General features: G+C 71.1%; 18 protein-coding genes. 16 read left to right on the forward strand and 2 right to left on the reverse strand.

Features of this window, described 5'->3' with window-relative positions; translation table 11 throughout:
- The first annotated feature begins 390 nt into the window (after positions 1-390).
- The 6 genes from LWF15_RS30590 to LWF15_RS30615 all read left to right on the forward strand — a co-directional run bounded on the left by LWF15_RS30590 (position 391) and on the right by LWF15_RS30615 (position 12,120).
- Entirely contained in the window at positions 391-903 is a 513-nt protein-coding gene (locus LWF15_RS30590; protein WP_232814451.1) for a pilin, read from the forward strand.
- Positions 904-908: 5 nt separating this feature from the next.
- Positions 909-2,468, forward strand: coding sequence for a type IV secretion system protein (locus LWF15_RS30595; protein WP_232814452.1), 1,560 nt, complete (start codon positions 909-911; stop codon positions 2,466-2,468).
- 180 nt (positions 2,469-2,648) lie between these two features.
- The gene (locus LWF15_RS30600; protein ID WP_232814453.1) at positions 2,649-3,944 is read left to right on the forward strand and encodes a PrgI family protein; all 1,296 of its coding nucleotides are present in this window, start codon (positions 2,649-2,651) and stop codon (positions 3,942-3,944) included.
- Positions 3,941-6,508 carry a VirB4 family type IV secretion system protein gene (locus tag LWF15_RS37020; RefSeq protein ID WP_269811124.1) on the forward strand — a complete coding sequence of 856 codons (2,568 nt, stop codon included), beginning with the start codon at positions 3,941-3,943 and terminating at the stop codon, positions 6,506-6,508. Before LWF15_RS30600 ends, LWF15_RS37020 begins: the two co-directional genes overlap by 4 nt.
- Positions 6,509-7,044: 536 nt before the next feature.
- On the forward strand, positions 7,045-9,876 hold the full coding sequence (locus tag LWF15_RS37940) for a type IV secretory system conjugative DNA transfer family protein (protein WP_232814454.1): 2,832 nt from the start codon (positions 7,045-7,047) through the stop codon (positions 9,874-9,876).
- A gap of 594 nt (positions 9,877-10,470) precedes the next feature.
- Entirely contained in the window at positions 10,471-12,120 is a 1,650-nt protein-coding gene (locus LWF15_RS30615; protein ID WP_232814455.1) for a replication-relaxation family protein, read from the forward strand.
- A 7-nt stretch (positions 12,121-12,127) separates the two neighbouring features.
- Here LWF15_RS30615 and LWF15_RS30620 read toward each other — a convergent pair whose 3' ends face one another.
- Positions 12,128-12,622: a DUF6924 domain-containing protein gene (locus LWF15_RS30620; protein ID WP_232814456.1), complete on the reverse strand. Its 495-nt coding sequence runs from the start codon at positions 12,620-12,622 to the stop codon at positions 12,128-12,130.
- Positions 12,623-13,143: 521 nt separating this feature from the next.
- Here LWF15_RS30620 and LWF15_RS30625 point away from each other — a divergent pair.
- Entirely contained in the window at positions 13,144-13,407 is a 264-nt protein-coding gene (locus LWF15_RS30625; protein ID WP_232814490.1) for a hypothetical protein, read from the forward strand.
- Between the two features lie 7 nt (positions 13,408-13,414).
- Here the strand turns inward: LWF15_RS30625 and LWF15_RS30630 are convergent, their stop codons facing one another.
- The gene (locus LWF15_RS30630; protein ID WP_232814457.1) at positions 13,415-13,900 is read right to left on the reverse strand and encodes a DUF6924 domain-containing protein; all 486 of its coding nucleotides are present in this window, start codon (positions 13,898-13,900) and stop codon (positions 13,415-13,417) included.
- A gap of 490 nt (positions 13,901-14,390) precedes the next feature.
- Between LWF15_RS30630 and LWF15_RS30635 the strand changes: the two genes are divergently transcribed.
- The 9 genes from LWF15_RS30635 (at position 14,391) to LWF15_RS30675 (ending at position 23,130) form a co-directional block, all read left to right on the forward strand.
- Positions 14,391-15,011: a hypothetical protein gene (locus LWF15_RS30635; RefSeq protein ID WP_232814458.1), complete on the forward strand. Its 621-nt coding sequence runs from the start codon at positions 14,391-14,393 to the stop codon at positions 15,009-15,011.
- A gap of 202 nt (positions 15,012-15,213) precedes the next feature.
- The gene (locus LWF15_RS30640) at positions 15,214-16,365 is read left to right on the forward strand and encodes an NlpC/P60 family protein (RefSeq protein WP_232814459.1); all 1,152 of its coding nucleotides are present in this window, start codon (positions 15,214-15,216) and stop codon (positions 16,363-16,365) included.
- 231 nt (positions 16,366-16,596) lie between these two features.
- Positions 16,597-16,947, forward strand: coding sequence for a hypothetical protein (locus LWF15_RS30645; protein WP_232814460.1), 351 nt, complete (start codon positions 16,597-16,599; stop codon positions 16,945-16,947).
- 953 nt (positions 16,948-17,900) lie between these two features.
- Entirely contained in the window at positions 17,901-18,605 is a 705-nt protein-coding gene (locus LWF15_RS30650) for a hypothetical protein (protein WP_232814461.1), read from the forward strand.
- A 124-nt stretch (positions 18,606-18,729) separates the two neighbouring features.
- Positions 18,730-19,437, forward strand: a complete 708-nt coding sequence (locus LWF15_RS30655) for a hypothetical protein (RefSeq protein WP_232814462.1) — start codon at positions 18,730-18,732, stop codon at positions 19,435-19,437.
- Between the two features lie 71 nt (positions 19,438-19,508).
- The gene (locus LWF15_RS30660) at positions 19,509-20,003 is read left to right on the forward strand and encodes a DUF3846 domain-containing protein (protein ID WP_232814463.1); all 495 of its coding nucleotides are present in this window, start codon (positions 19,509-19,511) and stop codon (positions 20,001-20,003) included.
- A gap of 114 nt (positions 20,004-20,117) precedes the next feature.
- On the forward strand, positions 20,118-21,002 hold the full coding sequence (locus tag LWF15_RS30665) for a GGDEF domain-containing protein (RefSeq protein WP_232814464.1): 885 nt from the start codon (positions 20,118-20,120) through the stop codon (positions 21,000-21,002).
- 383 nt (positions 21,003-21,385) lie between these two features.
- On the forward strand, positions 21,386-22,330 hold the full coding sequence (locus LWF15_RS30670; RefSeq protein ID WP_232814465.1) for a hypothetical protein: 945 nt from the start codon (positions 21,386-21,388) through the stop codon (positions 22,328-22,330).
- The gene (locus LWF15_RS30675; protein WP_232814466.1) at positions 22,318-23,130 is read left to right on the forward strand and encodes a class II glutamine amidotransferase domain-containing protein; all 813 of its coding nucleotides are present in this window, start codon (positions 22,318-22,320) and stop codon (positions 23,128-23,130) included. The genes LWF15_RS30670 and LWF15_RS30675 overlap by 13 nt, the downstream gene beginning before the upstream one ends.
- Positions 23,131-23,142 lie beyond the last annotated feature (12 nt).

Below are 23,142 nucleotides of genomic sequence, written 5' to 3' on the forward strand. Positions count from 1 at the left end.
CGTGCGCGATCTGCTCAGGTCTGTACGTGCCGCCCCGGGCCGGTGCACGTGACCGGCGGCCTCTCAGCGCGCAGCCTCTCCAGCAGTAAGCGCCGCTCGAGGGCGAAAGTCGCCGGCTCCCGCCGCAACGGTGCGCGGCCAGTTGCGCCCGTCCTGGTGGACCGGCGCAGGCGCATGCTGGACGTGCTGTGGGACTGGCGTATCGCCCTGTGGAACGTCCAGGAGCACTGGCGGCTGCGTCTGGAGCAGGCGCGCCGCGGGGGAGTGGACCGGCGGCCTGTGGGTGACGACGGCCCGGTTGCACGCCGGTTCGGGTGGTGGACAGAGGGAGGCGGGGTCGCGCCTGAACGGCAGAGTCGCCGATGGAGCCGGCGGCGCACGATCCGGTTGGTGGCTGCACTGGGCGTGGCCCTGCTGGCCTACGCCCTGTTCCTGGTCATCGGCGCAGACCGCGCGTCCGCTGCCGTGTCGGCGCGGCAGGCGTCAGGAATTGCCACGACAGGCAACGGGACTGGCCCGGCGGATGTCCGGGCGATGGGCGGTCAGCTGGTTGCCCTGCCTCGGGTGAGCGCCCCACCGTCGGCCGGGCGGCAGGCGGTCGTCGCGGTGGCCGCAGCCCGGACGTCGAGGTCAGAGCAGGTCCTTCCGGAGCCCGAGGATCCGGGTGAGACCGCCGAGCTGCCGGTCGTCATCAACAACGCCACCGAGTGGCTGCGGGGGATCGTCGTAGTGGTGGCCACGTGCACGCTGACGCTGGCCGGGCTGTTCTATCTGATGGCCCGCGATCCGCAGTCGGTGGACCGGGCCAAGAGTTTCGCCGGGGCCGCGGTGGCCGGCTACGCGCTGGCTCTGCTGGCCCCGCAGATCCTGACGGTCGTGCAGTCGATCCTCGGGGTGGGGTAGCGGCGGTGCCGAACTTCTTCTTCCAGGAGCTGTTCGACTTCCTGATGGACCGGATCACCGCGCCGCTGTACGTCGTGCTGCTGTGGGCCAAGAGCCTGATCCTGCGGGTGCCGGAGGTGACCGGGCAGCAGCCGGTCATCGACCTGTCGTACCGGTCCCTGCAGATGGTGCAGGCCGGCTACATCGTCCTGGCGCTCATCGCCGTGCTGTTGGCGATGGGGGTCGGCGGGCTGTCGGGGACGTTCTCGGCCAAGGACGTCATCCAGCGGATGGTGCTGGGGTTCGTGGCCGCTCACGAGTCCGCGTGGATCCTGCGCCAGTTCACCCGGATCACCAACACGCTCATCGAGGCACTGGCACCCGGTGGGATGGATGCGCTGGGGGATCTGGGCACGAGCGAGTCGTCCGTGAGCAGTCTCGCGCCGGTCAACATCCTGCTGAGCAGCCTGCTGTACGGGCTGATCCTGTTCCTGCTGCTGTGGCTGGTGGTGACGTGGCTGATCCGCTTCGCCAGCCTGTCGGTGGCCGCCGGACTGGGGCCGCTCGCGCTGGCCTGCCATGCCGTGCCCTGGCTGGATCCCATCGCCCAGGCCTGGTGGCGCAACATCAGCGCCGTGATGCTGACGGTGCTGGGCCAGGCCCTGACCATGCACCTGGGCATCCAGCTGTTCCTGGACCCGGGCCCGCAGGCGCCGGAGCTCAAAGCTTTTGACCAGGACGACATGCTCATCGACCTGCTGCTGACCGTGTGCCTGCTGATCCTGGTGCTCCGTGTCCCGGGCGTCGTGAATCGGGCCCTGCCCGGCCCATCCGGCGGTGGTGGCGGCGGATTCGGCTTCCTCGGGGCGATGGTGCGAGTGGTGGCGGCCCGTCACGTCGCCACCGCCGGAGCTGCCCTGGTCGCCCGGAGGCTCGGGCTGGGTGGCGCGGACTGGGCGATGGGACGCCGCGTGGCGGGCTGGCGACGTTTCGGCATGCGGGCGCGCAGCGCACCTGACGGTGTGCGCTCTCCGAGCGGTTCCCCCACACGCGGCGGTCTTGCTTTCGGATCGAGCAGACGGACGCCGTCCCGGCCGAACATCCGGCGCGGTGGCCGATCCGGGGGTTCCGGCGAGACCGTGGTGGCCACGCTCAACGGCCCTCCTGGCGCCGAGGCAGCTGGTGCGGCCAGGCGCACCGGCAGGGGCAGGCGCCGTCGCCCGGTCACCGTTGAGGCGCAGATCGCGCGCCGGGCACGCCAGCGGAAGGCGGCCACCAAGCGCCGCAACTACGTGCGCAACATCGAGACCGGCCGCCGTAAGGCACAGGAGCAGCGTCGCGCCAAGCAGGGCAAACAGCGCCCACCGCTCACCTCACAGTCCCTGCAGGCATGGCGCGATGCGCAGCGCGATCCGGGCGCCGCGAACGGCACCGGTGAGCCCTCACGCTGGCGCAGGTTCGGTTTCGGCAAGCCGCGCGGTGACCGCCGGGCCCGCGGCAGCGCCTCCGGTACGCAACGTCAGCCGCAGAAAGGTCAGATCCCCCGGCGGCGCCGGCGCCGCGAAAGCGGCGGCCCGAACAGCTGAATCCAGCCCTTCAACCGAAGGCTGGGCCGGGTCACCGCACCCTCGAACGCCTTCCGATCTCAAACCCCCTGGTCAGGCGGAACCGTGCGCTCGTACGACACCACCACGGACGCACGGGCCCGCCACTCCTCCAACGGTTGCGGCCGTCCGGAGGAGACAACACTGTGAGGAGAGGATCCCTTGGCCCACGACGACTTCCGCGACGAACAACCCGTCCGCGCCCGTATCCCCGCCGATCTCGACGCTCCCGACCGCATCCTGGCCGGGCTCACCGTCCGGCAGTTACTCGTGCTGTCCCTGGCCGGCCTGCCGGTGCTGCTGGCGTGGCAGCACCTAGGCCAGCGAGCGCCCTGGCAGTTCCTGCTGGGCCTGAGCGTCATGGTGGGCGCCCTGGCCCTGTCCGCGGTGGTGGGCACCCGCGACGGGCTGAGCCTGGACGCCTGGGTGCTGGCGTGCCTGCGCTACCGGATCCGGCGCAAGTACCTGAACGGGCGTGAACAGTGGGACGCCGACCCTGCCGGAGCGGACGTCTTCGGCCCGGAACTCGAAGAAGTTCATCCGGAAACAGTTTTCCTGCTGCCGGACCCGGTCCACCAGGTCGACGAGCGCGGGGTGATCGTCCTGGACGACGGGCGCTGCGTCGCGCTCGTGGGCAGCACCACCCTGGCGACGATCCTGAGTACCAACGCCGAGGACGCCGTCCTGGCCGACGGCAGCGCCCAGTGGCTGAACTCGCTGTCGGGGCCGGTGCAGATTCTCCTGCAGAGCAGGCCCACCGACCTGACCGGGACGGCGCTGGACCTGGCGGCCCGGGCCGGCGACCTGCCCCATCCCGAACTGGCCCGTGCCGCGCTGGATCACGCCGAGTTCCTGCTCGACATCAACGAGTACGAGCAGCCGCTGCGCCGGCGTGTCCTCATCGCCTGTGCGGGCAACACGTTCACGCCCTTCTCCGTACGCAACCCTCTGGAGCGTCTGCGGGCCCTGATGCCCGGGCGGGGTGACACGCACACCGCCCGGCACGCCGGCCCGGGAACCCGTGCCACGGCGGCCGCGTCCTCGCAGGCCCTCGCCAACGCCAGTCGCACCGTCGAGCACTTGCAGGCCCTAGGCGCGCGGGCCAAGGTGCTGGACGCCGAGGAGGTCCTGGACGTCCTGGACTCGGTCTGGGATCCCTTCGCCACGGCCCCGTTCGACGACGAGAACGCACCGCAACCACCGGCCGCCGACCCCGGCCCGGCGCGCGGATTCAGCGCCTTCGGCCACCTCACCGATGAAGAGAAGTTCCACCGGCCGGAACAGGGACCAGGGGCCAGGCCCGCGGACGTACCGGATCGACCACACCAGCCCGGTGACCTCAACGGCCTGGAGGCACCCGTCCATCGTCACGGGCCCGGCGACCAGCACAGCACACAGCTATCGGCCCACCAGCCCCACCCTGGCATGGCCCACCACGGACGGGGCTCGCGGCGATGAGACGGCAGAGCAGCACGCCACCTACCCCGGCGCCTATCCGCTATCCCAGCGTCCCGCACGCAGCGCTCCACGCCGGGGACCCGGTGGTGCGCGGCGAACATCCCGGGCCGTCCGCACCACTCGCGAACGAACCGCCCGCCGACGTCCTGCGGGACGGGCTGATCGACGTGGCCCCGGACCACCTGCGGGTAGGCGGTGGCTGGTCGGCGAGCCTGATGGTCGACGGGTTCCCGGCCGAGGTGTCGATGGCCTGGCTGCGGCCCCTGACCTCGTGGCCGGGCGTGGTGGACGTCAGCCTGTTCGTCGATCCCATCCCGGCGGCCACCGCCACGGCCCGGATCCGGCGGCAGCGGGTTCGGATGGAGTCCACCCGGCGCCTGCAGGCCGAGCGCGGCGCCCTGGAGGACCCGTTGACCGAGGCCGCGAGTCAGGACGCGCAGGACCTGGCCGACAAGGTGGCCCGGGGCGAGTCGCGGTTGTTCTTCACCTCGGTGGTGCTGACGGTCCACGCCCGCAGCCGCGAGGCCCTGCAGGAGGACGTGGAGGACCTGCAGGCGGCTGCGGCGGCCATGCTGCTGCGGACCCACGTGATGACCTGGCGCCAGCAGCAGGGCTGGACGAGCACCCTGCCGCTGGGGCTCAACCAGGCCGGCACCCGCCGGATCATGGACACCGACGCCCTGGCCGCGGCCTCACCGCTGTCCAGCCCGGACCTGCCCGGCCCGTTGCCCCTGGAACCGCACGTGCCCAATGTCGGTGTCGGCGGCGTCCTGGTCGGGCTGAACCTGGCCTCGGGCGCCGTGGTGGGCCTGGACCGCTGGAGCCTGGACAACCACAACATGGTCGTCCTGGCCCGCTCGGGTGCCGGTAAGTCGTACGCGGTCAAGGTGTCGATCCTGCGCGAGCTGTACCGGGGCACCCGGGTCGCCGTCATCGACCCCGAACGTGAGTACCTGCACCTGGCCGAGCGGGTCGGTGGGACGGTCATCGAACTGGGCGCCCCCGGCGTGCACCTGAACCCCCTGACCCTGCCGGCGGGCGACCCGGACGCCTACACCCGCCGCTGCCTGTTCCTGCACACCCTCGTCGACGTCCTGCTCGGCGAGCCCCTGCCCCCGCACGAGAGGGCTGTCCTGGACGTGGCGGTGCGGGGCGCCTACGCCCGGGCGGGGATCACCGCTGACCCCCGCACCTGGCACCAGGCCGCCCCCACGATGCGCGACCTCCTCGCCGCCCTGCAGGACCAGGCCGAGGGAACTGCGGACGACGCGCCCCCTGCACAGCGGCCCCCGGCAGGCGCCCCCGAAGGCATCCCGGATGACACCCCGGTGGGCACCTGGGAGGGCACCCCGTGGAGCCCCTGGGAGGGCACATCTTCAGGGGCACCCCGCACGGCACCGTGGGGCGCGGCTGTGGGGGCACCGGCCGGCCGAGCCTGGGACGACGAGTTCGAGGGGGAGGGCACCAGGGGCGGGGTCACGGGGACGGACGAGCTCACAGGTTCCGACCGTCAGGGGCATCGGACAGGGGCACACTCGAGCGGATCTGCAGGGGCACCACCGAGCACGCCGGCAGAGGGACAGTTCGGCAGGGCGCAGCTCGGCGGGGCGCAGTACCCGGTGAGCGCCCCCGGGACGGGCGTCCCGGGGACGCCCGGCGCCGCGGCGACGCTCGCGGCACGCCTCGCGCCGTGGGTCACCGGTTCGTTCAGCAGGCTGTTCCACGACCCCGCAGGGGCACCGCCGCAGACCGCCGGCCCGGACCGCAACGGGCACCAGATGCCCGCCACCGCAGGGGCGGTGGCACCCCGGCGGGGGCACATCGACACGCATCCTGACCGGCACCGCGAGCAAGGTCTGGACCCGGACCAGGGGCACCTGGTCGTCTGGTCCACCCGCCTGCTGGCCGAGGAACTGCGCCCCGCCGGAATGCTCCTGGCCGTCGATGCGATCTGGCGCTCGGTGGACCGCCGCACCCCGCCGGGCCGCGTTGGCGCCTCCACAGACCAAGGGCTTACGGACGTCCGTGGTCACCGATCGCACAACACTCACGGCAGCGGGGACATGAGTCGGGAGGACCTACAGGAGCCCGCGGCCGCGCAGGCGCGCCCATCCCCGGACGGCAGGGCAGGGGGACCGGGGGCACCGGGGGCGCAGGCGGGTGCTCGCCCGCGGCAGGTCGTGGTGGTCGACGAGGCGTCACTGCTGCTGTCCGAACCGGCCGGGGCACGTTTCCTGGCCCGCCTGGCCAAGACCTCCCGCAAACGGCAGGCCGGGCTGACCCTCATCACCCCCGACGTGGTCGACCTGCTGGGCAGCGAACTGGGGCAGGTGATCCTGGCCAACGCCGCCAGCGTCCTGCTGCTGCACCAGGCCCCGCAGGCCATCGGAGACCTGACGCGGGCCTGCGCCCTCAGCCCCGGCGAGGCCCGGTTCCTGACCACGGCCCGGCGCGGGGAAGGACTGCTGCTGGCCGAGGGGCGGGTACCGGTCCAGATCGTCGCCTCAACGCTGGAACACCAGATCGCAGCCGCCCCACCGCGCGACCCACACGAGCCGGCCTGACGTGCTTCACCGGCCTGACGTCCTGAGCCATCAACAAACCAACAAGTCAACGAGACAGCGGAGCAGGAACGCGCCAGAGCAACAGGCCAACAGAGCAACCGACCGACAGGTCAACAGCCCAACAGACCAGCGACCCACCACGGTCACCAGACCCCTCTGCGCCAACACGGCAACCAGTGTCAGCAGCGCCCCGGCCAACGCCACCCACACATCCACCGGCCAACAGCGACCCCACCCACAGGATCCACGGGACCCACAGGATCCACGGGACCCACGAGAGCCAAGAGACCCACCGGATCCACGGGACCCACCGAATTCACTGGACCCGCCGAATCCACGGGACTTACCGGATCCACCGGATCCACCGGATCCACCGGGGGCGGCCGGGGCGGCCGAGCAATGGCGGATCACCCACACACCGGACACCGAGACCCGGGCCACCGGGCCACCGGCGCTCGCAGAGCGCCTCACCCAGCCCATCGGCACGGTCCTGTCGACCTGCCCCGCCGGGCACCGAGTCCACCTGAAGGAGAACCGTGATCGTAGAAACGCGTTTCGCCCCAACCTCGTCGGCTGAGGTTCCCCGGCCCTCGGATCCGGTCGGTGAACGCCTGGACCAGTGGCGCGAGAGCATCAGCGGCGTCGTGCTGTGGGCTCAGGCGCATCCTGGCCGAAGCATCGTGCTGGGGGTGCTGACCGGGCTCCTGCTCGCCCTCCTCCTGGCCCTGTCGCTGAATCTGCTGCGCCGGTGGCGCGCATGGCGTCACCGTCGGCTGGTGGACGGAGCGAAGGAGATCGTCCTGTACCTGCCGCTGGAGGTGGATCCGGCCGGGGCGCACCTGTGGTGGAGCCAGGCCGCCACCCTGCTCAGGCACCTGCCGCGCCGCCGGCCGTGGCTGGGACCCGCCCACGTCAGCATGGAGCTGCGGCGGGTGGGGGTGCGCCTGGAGATCGTCGTCTGGGTGCCGGGAGTGCTGGACGCGCAGGCGTTCGCGGCAGCCCTGAGGGCGGCCTGGGACGGGGCCGACACCCGTATCCGTGACGCCGGACCGGCGATTGCCGTGCAGGCTGGTGCTTCCGGCGGCCGGGAGGGGACGCTCGCGCAGGCGGGCCTGTGGTTGCAGGCGCGGCGGGCCGACTGGATGCCGTTCGCGGTGCAGGAGGGCCCGTCGCTCGATCCGATGCGGGCCCTGCTGGAGCAGGGCGCTCGCCTGCAGCGCAACGAGACGTCGTGCGTGCAGTTCTGTGTGCGGCTGGCCAGTTACCGGGCCGAGTCCCGGCTGCGGCGGGGCGCTTCCGGGGGCAGGAGTGACGCACTCGGGGCGGGTTCCGTGGGACTGCGCGGGCTGGAGACCCTACTGACCTGGAGTGCACGCGCCCTCATGGTCGCTGCGGAGGCGGCGTTCACGGTGCTGTGGATGATCCTCGATGCGGTCATCCCGGGCTCTTCTGGCGGTGCACGGAGTGTCTCCTCGCGCTCGTCCTCTGGTCGTTCCGGTTCCGGCTCGCCAGGGCTCTACGGGCCCAACGGGAGCAGGACGTCCGGGCCGGTGCTGGATCCTGTCGCGACCCGGCAACGGCGCGACGCGGTGGAGAAGGCTGCGACCGGGCCCTGGCTGGAGGTCAGTGTGCGCGTCGTCGTGGCCCGCGCACCTGGCCGGCGCCGCACCAGCCCCCTGGACGAGAGGGCAGGCGGCTCCGCCCAGGTCACTGGTGCACGTGACGGCGCAGGTCACGCCGGCGGGCAGCCGGTTCCGGGCCCTGCCCGGCGCTCCTGGTGGCCGGCTCGCGGGGCTCGCCGTGCGGGTGTCGATCCTGCTGCGCAGGCGTCGGTGAGCCTGAAGGCCCGGGCGATGGCCGACGCCCTGGGGGTGCACAACGCCGCCAACCAGTTCGCCAGCCGGGACCTGCACGAGCCGCTCGAGGCCGTGAACCGGCGCTTCATGGGCCGGCCGTTCGTCCTGGGCCTGCCCGAACTGGCCCGTCTGGCGGCAGTTCCCACCGGCCTGGCCGTGCTGGGGCTGGAGCGGGCCGGGGCACGGATGGTCCCGCCGCCCGCGGAGGTGCTCTCCGGTGGCCGGGACGTGAAAGTCCTGGGCCGCAGTAACCTGGGCGATCAGGCGGTGGGCCTGAGCGTGAGCGATGCCCGCCAGCACGTGCACGTCGTGGGCTCCACCGGCGTCGGCAAGAGCACCCTGATCGCCCGGATGGTCCTGGCCGACGTGCACGCTGGGCGGGGCGTGGTCGTCATCGACCCCAAAGGCGACCTGGCGCTGGACATCCTGGACCGGCTGCCCGCCGGCGCCCTGCCGCGGCTGACGCTCATCGACCCCGGCCAGCAGGAGCACGGCGGCGGGTCGGCCCGGTTCAACCCGCTGGAGGCTGGCCGGCACAACCCGGAGGTGGCCGTCGACACGGTGGTCAGCATCTTCCGCAACATCTTCCGCGACTACTGGGGGCCCCGGATGGACGAGACCCTGCGCGCCTGCTGCCTGACCCTGATGCGCTCGGACCGTAACCGGCTGGACGTCATTCCCCGCCTGCTCACCGACACGGCCCTGCGCCGGGAACTGACGGCCAACGTCGCCGGCAACCCCGGCCTGCAGGACTTCTGGAACCGCTTCGAGACGTGGATGCTGTCCGGGGCGGTGGAGCAGCACACCGGCTCGGCGCGGGCCCGGCTGCGGCAGGTGCTCATGCGGCCCTTCGCCACCCACACCTTCGCCGGGGACACCTCGACCTTCGACATGGCCCAGGTCCTGGACGGCGGCATCCTCATCTGCCGCCTGCCCTCGGGGGAGATGGGCTCGGAGACCTCACGCCTGGTGGGATCCCTGATCGTGTCGCTGGTCTGGCAGGCGGCCACGGCCCGGGCCGCCCTGCCGGAGTCGCAGCGCCGCGACGCGGCCCTGTACGTCGACGAGGCCCACACCATGCTGAACCTGGACACCAGCCTGGAGGACATGCTGCCGCAGGCGCGGGCCTTCCACCTGTCGATGGTCCTGGCCCACCAGAACCTCGACCAGTTCGACACCGCCGGCCAGCAGGCCCTGGCCGCGAACGCCCGCACCAAGGTCTTCTTCACCGCCTCGCCCCGTGACGCCCGCCAGATGGCCCAGCACACCGAGCCCTACCTGAGCGAACGGGACCTGTCCCGGCTGTCGGCCTACACCGCGGCCGTGCGGGTCCTGGCCGGCAACCGGGTGGCGCAACCGTTCACCATGAGCACCGTCCCGCTGGGCCAGATCGCCCCCGGCGCCCGGATGAGATGGCGCCAGCACGTCGCCGCCACCGCGCCGGCGCCCCAGTCCTCGCCCGGCCCCTCCATAAGGTCGCCGCAGGCATCGCACGACGGGCAGCCGTGGTGATGAAACGAGCGAGAGAGGGCGCCCACTGCCGCCTGCGCACCCCTTCTCAGGCCCCTGCGTTCACCCCTTCTCAGATCCCTTCGCACCGGGGTGAACGCCCCCGGTCCGTGAGCCGTCCCACCAACAGCGCCAACAGGGCAGGTCACGGGCCGGTTGTGTGGCGCCGACCGCGGTGCGGGCAGGTCCGACTATCTCTGAGGGAGATACCCCGGGAGGGAGTGCCGTACACGGCCCAGCACACCGCACTGCACGCACGCCGGATCGGCTGGTTGCTCACGCGCATGAACCAGCCCCACCGGCCTGGCTCGTGCCCTGCGGCCGGGCCGGTGAGACTGCCTGAGTGGCCGGGGGCGGTTTCGGGGCGGCCGGTGCGTGCGTTGCCGATCCCATTGGTGGGAGGCCCTGGTGAAGGACGAACTGCCTGAGCCGCTGACCCCGGCACCAGACCGGGCCGCCAGCGCAGGCCCAACCCCGGCAACCCCGGCAACGGACGGAGCAGAGGCGGGACAGTCGGGCAGAACAGGCCCGCCGGCCCCCAGGGCGCCGCGCAAACGCGAGTCTGCGGCCCGCCGGGCACGGCCGGGCCGGGAGGCAGTGGGGCAGTGGCTGAAACAGGCCTGGCATCTCCAGGCCCGCGACGAGGTCATCCTGCTGCACCTGTACCGCCACGCCACCCTGACCACCGCCCAGATCGGTGACCTTGTCGCTGCCTCGCCCCACGCCACCCGCCGCCGGCTGGGCCTGCTGCAGCGCCAGGGATGGATCGACCGTTTCCAGGTCCGGCGGGCCGGTCTGCTGCTGCCCGTGCACTGGGTCCTAGCCGACTTCGGCAACCGCTGGGCGGCCTCCTACGAGCACGACAAACCCATGACGGCCCGGCAGTTGCAGGCCCGCAACGAAGCCGTGGCCGGAAGCTCGCAGCTGGCCCACACCGACGGCATCCACGACTTCTTCGTCGAGCTGATCCGGGCCGGGCGCATCCTCAGCGGCCCCGACGACGAGACCACCGATTCGCCGCCCGGAACCGGCAATCACCCGGCCCGTGGGCGGTTCGGCCGCGCGGTGCCCCCGCAGCAGGCGGAACCGGTTTCCTGGATGAAATCGGCGCAGGAGCCGGGGGAGGGGCAGCATCCGCCGGGCTGCTACCGGCTGGCCCGCTGGTGGTCACCGGCCCACACGGCCAACACCCTTGACCTGCAGGTGCGCCCCGACGGACACGGCGTCTGGGAGTACCACCGCACCGGCCCCGTACCCAGGGCGCCCAGCAGCCATGCCCCCGCCACGGATCCACCTATCACGAACTCGCCTGGCACGGTCCCGGCCGGCGCGGACTCGACGGGCACGGACTTGCCTGGCACGGTCCCGGCCGGCGCGGACTCGACGGGCACGGACTTGCCTGGCACGGTCCCGGCCGGCGCGGACTCGACGGGCACGGACTTGCCTGGCACGGACTTGCCTGGCACGGACTCGCCCGGCACGGGTCCGTCAGCTACGAAACCGTCTCTCACGGAACCGCTTAGCCTTGAGCCGCCCAGCACCGTGGCCGCCCAGCTCAGTCTCGGCTCCGCTTCGGAGCCCGCGCCAGCGGGCCAGTCCACTGCAGCCCCTGACGAGGAGTTGGCGCCGGATGCCGGGCCTGGTTCCGCCGGTGGGTCGGACGGCGACGATGACTCCCCGGATCCAGCCGGGCCGCCGGCCGCTGAACTGCCCGGCTCGCCGCGGCCGTACCGGGTGGGCTTCTACCTGGAGTACGACCGGGGGACCGAGACTCTCGAGCGCGTGGTGGGCAAGGTGGGCGTCTACCAGCGGCTTCGGGACGAGCGGGTCGGCCCGGACTGGCTGCTGCTGTTCGTGCTGCCCACGCCGGGGCGGGAGCTGAACGTGCACCGGGCTCTGAACGGGTTCCCGCTCTCCGGCAGCGGACACGTGCTGAACCTGTCCTTCACCTGGAGCGACCTACAGGTGTTCACCACCAACCAGCACCAGATAGCCGACCAGGAGCCGCTGGGACCGGCAGGAGCCGTCTGGTGGCGAGTGCCCCCACCCTGGCCCGGAAACACCCCGGGCACCGGCGAGCCCGCCGGGCCCGGCAGCGGGCCCCGGCTGACGCTGGCCCAGCTACCGGCCACCCGGGCCCTGCGCTGGTACCTCGACCCAGGACCGCCCCGCCCTACCGACGACCCCCTGCACCCCTTACGGGAACAGGCCCGCCGCACCGGCGGGCCACCGCGCCCTCAGAGATAGGGCCTGCTCAGGCCTCAGCCTCGATGAATTCGTCGAAGTCCATGTTGGCCAGAGCAAGATTGACGGCCATCGATTCGGCTTGGCTCGCTGAAACCCTGCCCACAAGTGGCGCTTCCCGCCCGTCCCAGGCCTCGTCATCCTCGAGTTCCTCGCCGTCAGGTTCGTCGTCGTCCTCCTCCGGATCGAGCAGTCGGTCGACGTCTACGGCCAGAAGCTGATGAGTCTCGGACGTCATCGCGATGGAGTCGGCCAGCAGCACGACGCTGGGCCTTTCCTCGCCGGAGGGGACGGACAGGGCCGCGATCACTTCCTCCCAGCTCGCCCCGGCCCAGGCCGGATCGTCGACCACCAGAGGGTTGGGCGGGTCGGCTTCGGGGATATCCATCGGCCGGGCCAGTTCTTGCCGGATCGCGGCCCAGGCGTCCGGATGGTCGTAATCGGTGCGCACCACGAGGGCGTCGAACTCGCTGTGGTCACGCACGTCAATGGCGGGGCGGTCCAACAGAATCTCCTTCAGCAGCGAACGCTCCCATTCGGGCCAATTCTTACATCGCCACATCTTGGACTACTGCGCGGCACAGCTGACCGGTGACCCGGTGCCCATCCGGGCCCAGCACCGCCCTCTCCTGCACGATGCAGCAGCGTTGCGCGAGAAAAACCTTTCGGTGCGCGGGATCTGCCCTCGAGATGCCCCTTGTGATCCCCCGTAGCGGATTGTTGGCGTCAACCGGGCCAACAGAAACCCACCAACGAGAACATCGTTGGTTCGGAGACGCCCACCGCGCCAACCAAACCTCCCGTCAGCAGCCAGGACCAAAAATCCTGGGCAGGACCGGCGCCCAAGCCGAGCTGGGCACTGCCGGGCTGGGCGACGTCCATTTGCTGCCCTTCGAAGGCTCTAGACATCCCACGGTTCTAACGTGTCAAGCAGCCTGGTCCTGAGCGGTCTGATTGGCCCAGGCGACCGTCTCCTCGTAGCTGGTGTGGTGGCTTAGGCAGCCGTGCAGGATGCCGACGCGGCGGTTGCCCAGTGCGCTTAACCTGTCCTTCACCTGGAGCGACCTGCAGGTGTTCACCACCTATGAGCACCAGATAGCCGACCAGGAGCCGCTGGGACCGGCAGGAGCCGTCTGGTGGCGAGTGCCCCCACCCTGGCCCGGAAACACCCCGGGCACCGGCGAGCCCGCCGGGCCCGGCAGCGGGCCCCGGCTGACGCTGGCCCAGCTACCGGCCACCCGCGCGCTGCGCTGGTACCTCGACCCAGGACCGCCCCGCCCTCAGAGGTAGTGGGTGCTCAGGCCTCGGCCTCGATCAGTTCAAAGAAGTCCATGTTGGCCAAGGCAATATTGACAGCCATGGATGCGGCCCGGGCCGCCGAAATCCTTCCGAAGTACGGAACTTCCTCCCAGTCCTCGTCCTCCTCGAGCTCGTCATCCTCAGGTTCCTCGTCCTCGTGCGGATCGAGCAGCCGGCGGATGTCCACGGCCAGAAGTTGATGCGTGTCGGACGTCATCGCGATGGAGTCGGCCAGCAGCACGACGCTGGGTCCTTCCTCGCCGGCAGGGATGGCCAGGGCCTCGATCACGGCCTGCAACCCCGCGCCAGCCCAGACCGGATCGTCGACCAGCAACGGGATGGGCATATGGCCTTCGGCAGCATCCGCCGGGACCAGCTCCTGCTGGATCGCGGCCCATGCCTGCGGACGGTCGTAGTCGGTGCGCACCACGACGAAGGCGTCGAACTCGCTGTGGTCAGTCACATCGATGGCGGGGCGGTCCACCAGGATCTCCTTCAGCAGAAAACATGACACATCGAGCCGGTACCTGCAGCGCCACATCATGGACTACTAGCCAGACCAACGGAAACGGCTCTTTCTCCCGCCCTGACAGGCCAAGCAGATGGACCATCCGACCGGTCCGGGCCGGCTGATGCTCCTTGCCTCCGAAAAGCCTCTGGCTTCCCGGTAGTTGGCATGGGATCCGCGCTTGCGGTAGCACTTTCACCCCGCCGAGGCAGATCGTCGGCGTCAACCAGACCAACAGACTTTCCAACAGGAGGGGTTCGTTGGTCTGTGGAATCCCACCGAGTCAACGAAACCTCCTGTCAGGAGCCTCAACCAAGCATCCTGGCCAGGTCCGGCAACGGGCCGAGCAGGCGCTGGCGGACTGACGGACGTCCATTCGCTGTCTTTCGCAGTTTCTGGCCCCACGCCGCCCGGCCCGTCGCGACAGCTGCCCACTGATCCCCTTACCGAACCGAGAGGAACCACCGTGCACCTGACCAGTCTGACGCTCGATGCCCCCGGGCAGATGCTCGCCACCTACCTGGTGGCCGACGAGCCCCAGGCGTTCGCCACCCTGCGCGAGCGCTTTCCCCAGACGTCGGCGTCGGTGTCCGACGACGACCTGGTGCACGTCCTGAGCGAACACGGGGTGCGGGCGCAGATCCTGCGCCAAGACGTCTCTGAGCTGATCGCTGCCCAGGCCGGCGCAGCAGCCGGCCGCAGCACCTACGGCGACCTGTTCCGCTACGACACCTACGTGTTCACTCCCGACGCCCGGCAGGGCCAGTTCATGCGCCCGGCCACCGCCCTGGAGGCGGCGTACTCGCGCAGTTGCGCCCGCCTGGATGGGGGCCTGGGCGTGTTCGGTGTCCACGCCGCTCCCACCGCAGACCGCGAACGCAGTCGCCCGGCCGGGCCGAACGCCTGGCGGCGCGCACGCGCTGCTTTCATCCACTACGGCACACCCGAGTGGGACCAGGCGCTGCTGACCTCCAGCGTCCGGTACTACCGCGTGGATGCCATTCCCGCCGACGCCGACCTGCCGCCGGTGGAGCTCCCGTGCGCCGCTCCCGCGCCCGGTGACCCCGGTGACCCCGGCGACGACTGACTGACCTGACGGACTGGGCTCACGGCGCGGTTGCCTGCAGGCGATCCAGGGCAGGCAACCGCGCCGCAGCCCTGTCGACGCGCTCGCGCGGCGACCACCAGCCGGCGTCAGCACTCCTTCCGCCACCCGTCGTGAGGGCACCGCGGCGCCTGGGGCCATGTGACGCGGGGCGGACGGGTGTCTTTTCGATGGAAGGCCTCAGATGGACGATCGCCCGCTGGTGCCGGCTCTCGCGGCGGCGGCCGCGCTCATGGTGGTGTCGCTGTTCCTGATGGCAGCGCTCGCCCAGAGCGCCCTCAGTTCGCTGCTGTCCGGGCCGGCCAGGCTTCTCGGCTCCGTGTTCAGCGAATCCTCGACCGACACCGGCTGCCTCGACGTGGCCGGGATCTGGGACGGGGCCAAGGACCTGGACGAGCTGGCCGCCCTGGTCGAGGTGTTCGACGAGGAACAGCGGGCCAACGCCGTCACCGTCATCACCGCCGCCCGTCAGGTGGGCGCTCCACCTCGCGCCTGGGTGATCGCCGTGGCCACCGCGATCCAGGAATCGAGCCTGCGCAACGTCGGCCACGGCGACACGGCCGGCCCGGACTCGCGGGGGCTGTTCCAGCAGCGCGCCGCGTGGGCGCCCGAAGGGCTGCGGATGGACCCGGCCGCGGCCACCGCCCTGTTCCTCACCGGCGGGCAGGGCGGTCAGCCCGGTCTGCTGGACGTGCCCGGCTGGCGGGACTCGGCCCTCATCACCCCGGCGCAGGCCGGCCGCGCCGCCCAGGCCGTCCAGCGCTCGGCCCATCCCGGCGCCTACGCCCAGCACATGGAGACCGCGCTGGTGTTCGTCATGGGATACGTGGCCGACACCGACCTGTCGAAGGCTCCACACGACCGGCTCGTGACCGCCACCTTCGCCGGGGCCGCGGCCCGTCCGTGGACCAGCGGCTCCTGCCGGCAGCAGGCCACCAACAGCACCGACAGCACCGAGGTGCGCCGGGCGCTGGACTTCGCACGCGAGCAGCTCGGGCTTCCCTACCAGTGGGGCGGTAACGGCCCCGACCGCGGGGACCGCGGATTCGACTGCTCCGGCCTGACCGCAGCCGCCTACCGGGCCGCCGGGATCGCCCTGCCGCGCACCGCCCAGCTGCAGTACGAACACGGACCGCACGTACCCCTGGACAGCCTGCAGCCCGGTGACCTGGTCTTCTTCGGCTCCAGCACCGCCGACGTCGACCACGTCGGCCTGTACCTGGGGGAGAACCAGATGATCGACGCCCCGCACACCGGCGCGGTCGTCCGGATCGAGGACCACCGGTGGGACAACCTCCTCGGTGCCACCCGGCCCGCTGGTATGGGCGTCGGCTGAGCGTTGCGGCCGGGTGGCCGCCGGCCCCGTCACCCACAACGGGCATGAGGAGTTCCCGCCAGTTCGACGCCCGGGGTGGGGCGGGCCAGGTGGTGGCGCCGTCGCCGTGGGGCCGCCCGGCGACGTCACCCGCCCGGCCGATCCAACACGTGGGCGGGCACCGATAAAGTCGCGGCGGGTCGCAGCACCACCCGGCACGGCGCCGCCGGAGAGCATTCCCGGAGCAGCGCCATGCCCAGTGTCCCGCGCATCCTGCGCGCCAACGCCGACCCCGACCCCCAGTTCTGTGACCCTGCCCCGGTGACCGTGCGCCTGTGGTGGCGTCACCTGGGCGTGGCCCGAGACTTCCAGGCCTGGGCCCTCACCGAGGACGGCCGGCCCTCCACCCTCATCTACTGGGCCCCGCAGGACCTCGAGCCGCGCAAGGACTGGGTGCGCACCATCGACGTGCGCCTCGACGGCGAACCCTGGCGCGGCCCGGACCGGCCCCTGGGCTTCGACTCGCCCTACCGGGTCGATGGGGGCGTCGAGCCCCGGCCACCGCACCCCGACTTCGGGCTCACCCCCGAGACCGGCGCCTGAACCCGTCCCTGCATCAATAGACACGGGCAGACACGGGGCGGTCGTCAGCAGCGGCTGCACCGTTCACTGCGGCTACCACCGGCACGCTCACACCGGGCACCGTAGCGATGCCTGCCTACGTGGGGGGCCGATGGTGGGTTCTTGTTGCCCTGAGCAGGACCAACAGCACCAACGGGCGCCACCGGTGAGTTGTCCGCCCTGCGGGGGCGACCGATCCTGAAATCTCATTTAGCACAGCACCACCCACGCACGACCGGCTCCCCGGTTCACCCAGCGGACGTCCGGCCCGCCCACCCCCGCGGTCGGCACCGGAACATCCGCTCACGAACCGGCGCTCTGCGCCACCAGCTCCCTTCGCACGTCAACTCGCCCCACCTGCACGGCAGAACCGAGCGCACGTCGCACGCACCGGATGCCAGCATCTGCAGCCTCCGGGCCCAGCTCATCTGTTTGCCGACCCCAACGGCCCACCACATACGGCTGTTTCGCCGGCTGACCAACAGGCCAGTGCCCCAGGCCGCCCGCAGTCACGGGCTCCGGGCGATCGTCCACACGCCAGACGTGGCCACTGTTCACGACGCCCAAGGCGTTGCGAACCGGACGCCGCGATGCAGCACCCGTGCACGGATTGGCTACACGGCAGTGCTTCCGCTCGTGGCCTCAGCCAGGCACGGTGAACCTCTCACCGACGTCCGCACCGGCGCAGTTCAGTCGCCGCCACGGCATCCACACACGGGCGCCACTCTTGCCGGCACTTTCTGCTCGGCGCGCCTGACTGTTCTGGCCCACCCTGTCCGTCCTGCCTCTGCGGTCCCCCAAGCGGGGACACCGACGGCAGCCCGGCCCACCTCACGAGCCACCAGCCCGAGGACTGTCCTCGCAGCCCGTTGCTCGTGCCCCGCTCACGTCCCGGCACCGCCGGCGGTTGAAAACCATCCAACTGAAGGAGAACTATGAGCACAGCCATTCACATCCCGGCTGATCGCAGCCCCGCCAGCGCCTTGTCCTTCGACGGCGCAGCCCACCCGCGCCTGCCCGATCACGATGCCAGGAACGTCGTCAACCACTACCTGGGCAGCACGTTCGGTCTGGAGCGCCAGATGGCGGTGCTGCTGTACGACGACAGGGCCGCCGAGCGGGGCGAGCCGCGCAACCACACCGTCATGCAGCTGCTGCCGGACTCGTTCATCTCTGCCAGCGGCAGAAGGTCGATCCACGGCGGGGCCGTCATCGTCGGGTTCTGCGACGCACAGGGCCACTGGGCGTCAGCCCCGCTGGACCTGATCACCCAGCTGGTCCAGCACGAAAGGTTCTGGATCGAGGTACGGCCCTCGCCGCAGGATCCCTACGAACAGGTGGGACCCGTCTTCGGCGAGCGTGCGCTCGCCCTGGCCTACGCGGAGCACTGGCGCGCCCTCATCCGCAACCGCGGGATCCTGGGCGCCGAGGTCAGCGTGGCCGCCGAGGTCGGGGCGTGCCCGCCGCCACCGGCCAGGGACCAGCTGGTGGCCGATGTCGAGCGGGCCGTCGACGGCTGGCACGAACGATTCAGCGCCAGAAGCGCCCTTCAGGTGCCGGCCGAGTCCGTTCCTGGCCAGTGTCCGCCCAGTGGGCCCGGCCCGTGGCCGCGGCTGCTCAACCGGCCGGCCAGCCGGTGAGGTACTCGCCCACATCCAGGACACCGACGACGCCGGCAACACCGACAACACGGAAAACATCTCCGGCTCGGCGTCTTCGGCTGTTCCTGCCGCACCACCCCTGCCTCACGACACAAGGAGAAGCATGACCAAAGCCATCGTCATCCCGGCCGGTCGCCAGCCAGCGGCCGTCGTGGACTTCGAACCTGGCTCCCGCCGCGGCCTGGCCGCGTTCATTAACGACAGGGCCGCCGCTGCGACGGTCGGCCTCAGCGCGTTCGGCCTCGACCGCCAGATGGCGGTCCTGCTGTACGACGACGACGCGGCCAACCGTGGCGAGCTGCTCAACGGCACTGTCCTGGAGTTGCTGCCCGACTCCTTCATCGCTCCCAGCGGGCAGACCCTGATCTTCGGCAATGCCGTCATCGTCGGGTTCCGGGACGGGCGGGGTCTGTGGACGTCGGTGTCACCGGAGTTGGTCACGGAGCTGGTACGGGCCAACAGGTTCTGGGTCGAGGTTCGCCGCTGGCCGCAGGGCCCCGGCGAACAGGTCGGTCCGGTCTATGACAGCCGCAGCACGGCCATAGGCGCCCGGGACCGCTGGCGCAACGTGATCCTGGACCGCGGGATCGCAGGCGTCGAGGTCAGCGTGGCCGCTGAAGTCGGCCCCCGGCCCCTGCCCGCGGTGGACCTGACGCGTATCGACATGCACCAGAGCATCGACGGCTGGCCTGAGCGTCCTCCCACCCGGACAGACCAGCACGTGCCGACGACGCCCGCTGCGCTCCAGCCGGCGCCCCGCCGCGTGCGCATGGCGCAGTTGCTGAACCGGCGTCTGCGCCGGCGGACCTGACCGTCCCTCACCTGAGACGCCCCGACCGGGGCGTCTTTCCTCGTTCCAGCAACGCAACAGAAGGAGAGTCGATGATCACCGTGATCGTCATTCCCGCCCGCCTGCAGGAACCGCTGCGGGCGCTCACGCTCGAGGACGACCGGCTGGGCGTGTACCAGGAACTGGTGCAAGGGCCGATCGAGGCCCTGGACCTGCGGAACCCGCCCGCCAGCTTCTTCGTCAACGAGGAGGCCAAGCTGCGCGGTATGGAGCTCAACGAGCGGGCCACGACCCTGGCGTGGGCCCACAACGAGCTCATGCGCGGCCAGGACGTCATCGCCGGGCCCGCCGTCCTGCACGGGCCGGTCGGCCCCGACGGCGAGTCCACCTCCGCCCCGGCCGAACTGATCGACCTGCTGCTGAACGCCCGGCGGTTCCAGGTCGAGGTCGCCCCCACCCTGGAGGGCCCGTTCCGGCTGGTCGTGCCCGAACACGGCGACTGGTTCGACGCCTACCAGCACGGCCTTCGCCTCAGCGGCCTGTCCGGGCCGGCCCGGCACATGCGCGTCGTCGCGGCCCACGCCTGAAATCGGGCCCGCGATGTGCGGCCCCGGCACAGCCCTCCCGTCCCGTCCATACAACCCACCGAGGAAGGGGACAGCACCGCACCGGTCCGATACGCCTGTTCAGAAAGGACACTCATGAAAGCGAACCGCCCGCGCACTACTGCAGCCCAGCAGCTGCGCCCGTCCCATGCCGGCAGCGTCGCGCCCGTGCCGGGTACCGGTCGTCAGCGCGTGCACGCCCCGCGCCTGGGCACCCTGCTGTGGTTGTTGCTGGGCGCCGCAACGGCGTGGCAGGCACTCGTCGGCACCCGGCTGCGTCAGTCGCTGCGACAGGCTGAAGCAGCGTGCCAGAGCGACCCGCTGACCGGCCTGCCCAACCGCCGGGCCCTGCACCAGGAACTGTCGGACCCCAGGTCGGGCCGCCCGCTCATGGTGGGGCTGGTGGACCTGGACAAGTTCAAGGACGTCAACGACACCTACGGGCACGCCTGCGGCGACGCCCTTCTGGTGTCGGTGGCCCACCGCCTGGCCCAGGCCATGCACGGCTGCGGCATCGCCGCCCGCCTCGGCGGCGACGAGTTCGTCCTGGTCTGGCACCACGTCCCCGGCGTCACCGGCGCCATGAGCCCCGGCCAGGTCACGCACGAGCAGGCCGCCGCCGAGGCCCAGCGGATCCTGATGCTGCTCAGCGCCCAGCCGGTCACCATCGACGGTGCGCATCTGCGGCCTGAGGCCAGCATCGGCGTAGCCATCATCGAACCGGGCGACGAGCAGCACCGGCACCGGTTCCTGCACGCCGCCGACGTGGCCATGTACGCGGCCAAACAGCACGGGCGCGAGGGACACACGCCGGTCCACGTCGAGACCGTCAAGAGCGCACACGGTCCCGAACGGCGGCGCGGATCCCGCGGCGCGCAGGAACCCGAACCCCAGGAACCGGTGCGCCCGCAGATGGCGCCGGTGAGGAGAGCACGCCCCGGGCGGCGCTTCTCGGTACCCCGGCAGCGTAACCGCCGCTGACGCGTACGCCCGGCCGTCGCCGGCCCGCAGTCGGCCACGTAGCCTGACCGCCGTACCAGCGCCACGCCCCGTGCCGGCGCGCCGCGGCTGACCTGAAACCGGTCAGCCCCGGCTGATCTAGCACCCACCCAGCACCCCATCGAGCCCGTGCACATCCGTGCACGGGCTTTTCGCTGTGCCCGCAACCGCCACCACACCGCGGCCGGCGCCGGCCGGACCGGATGTCTCACACCCCCGGCAGGGAGTGCGCGCATTCGGCCCGGCCGGGTCCGGCCACGTCCGCCGCACCACGCACCTCGGTGCTGCCGGCGACCGGACCGGCTCAGCCCAGCAACCACCACCACGTGACCGCCGCACGGCGACGGCACGAGTCAGGAGAGGCAATGTCCCCTAACCAAAGCAAGACGACCGCGAGCGAGCAGGAGGCCCAGGAGCCGCCCGGGAGCTGGCAGTACGTGTACTCGCCACCGTGCGATTGCAGCTCCTGCATGGCCGCGTACAACCGCGCCGCAACCGGCCAGGACGGTTGCGACGACGACTGCGACGATTGCGACGACAGTGACTACGCCGAGGTACACGACGCCGAGAGCTACATCAAAGACCCATCCTTCAAGCCTGTTCCGATGATGCACGGTGAGGGCCCGCTCTACCTGGGCATGGAGCTGGAGCTCGAGGTCGGCGAGGGCGGCCGAGGTGATTGCGCCTACCTGGCCGACGGGTGGCTGGCCGACCTCGGCTACCTCAAGGAGGACGGGTCCCTCGACGACGGTTTCGAGATCGTCACCCAGCCGATGAGTTTCACCTGGGCGATGGAGAACTTCCCCTGGCGGATGCTTCGGGACCTTCGCGACTGTGGCTGCTGGACACCCGACAACACCGGGATCCACATCCACCTGTCGCGGGCCGGTTTCGCCGACGACCTGCATCGCTACCGGTGGCTGAAGTTCATCTACCGCAACCAGGCAGATGTCACCACGTTCGCCGGACGGGTCAGCGAGACCTACGCCCGCTTCACCCCGGACGAGCGGGCCCTGGTCAACGCCGAACTCAAGGGAAAGACGCCCTCCGACTACAGGTACCGGGCGGTGAACCTCTGCAACGAGGACACCTTCGAGCTCAGGGTGTTCGCCTCCAGCCTTGACGTTGCCACGGTCCAGGCATTCCTGGCCTTCGCGGACGCCTCGGTCCGTTACACCCAGGACCTCACCGTGGCCGACATCCGCCATCACGGCGGCTGGTCCTGGAATGCCTTCCGGACCTGGACGGCCCAGCGCCCGCAGTACACCGCCCTGGACGAGCGGATGCGGAGGCTGACATGTGCCTCCTGAGCTACCTACCGCCCCGGACCCAGCCGGATATGCAGGCCCTGTACAACGGGACCTTCTGGAACCGGGACGGTCACGGCTACGCCATCGTCGCCGGCGAGCGCATTCTCGTGCACCGGGGCATGGGCGCCGAGGTGGTGCTGGAAGGGTTCGAGAGGGACCGGGCCGAGCACCCGGACGGCCCGGCGCTGTTCCACTCCCGGCTGGCCACCGACGGCGACGTGCACCTCGCGAACTGCCATCCCTTCCCGGTGGGGCAGGACCCGCGCACGGTCATCGCACACAACGGGATGCTGCCCAACGACGTCGTCCCGGCCAGGGACGACATCCGCTCCGACACCAGGATCTGCGCCGAGAACTTCATTCCCCGGCGCCTGGGGTCCCTGCACACCGCCAGGAGCAGACGGCGGCTGAGCACCTGGATGGGCCGGCTCAACAAGATCGTGATCCTCACCGTCGACCCTCGGTATGCCGCCCGGGCCTACATCCTCAACGAGGAGGCAGGGATCTGGCATCGGGGGACCTGGTACTCCAACGACACCTTCGAGCCCTCCCCGCTGCTCGAGGTTGCCTGGCACGACCTGGACACGACGTCGGCACAGAACCGTCTCGGCAGCAACGGGTTCGGCGGCGAGCACGACGGCCTCGACGGCCGGTACGCCATAGCCGGTGACCGGGTGCGCGAGTGCGGTGTGTGCCTGTCCGCCGTGCCCGCCGACGAACGGGGCTGTTCCGCCTGCGGGGACTGCCTTATCTGCAGCGGACACCACCGACCTGGTCCCTGCACCGCCCTCACCCCCTGAGCGCCAAACCGA

It is taken from the genome of Kineosporia rhizophila (assembly GCF_021277265.1).
Classification (GTDB): Bacteria; Actinomycetota; Actinomycetes; order Actinomycetales; family Kineosporiaceae; genus Kineosporia; species Kineosporia rhizophila.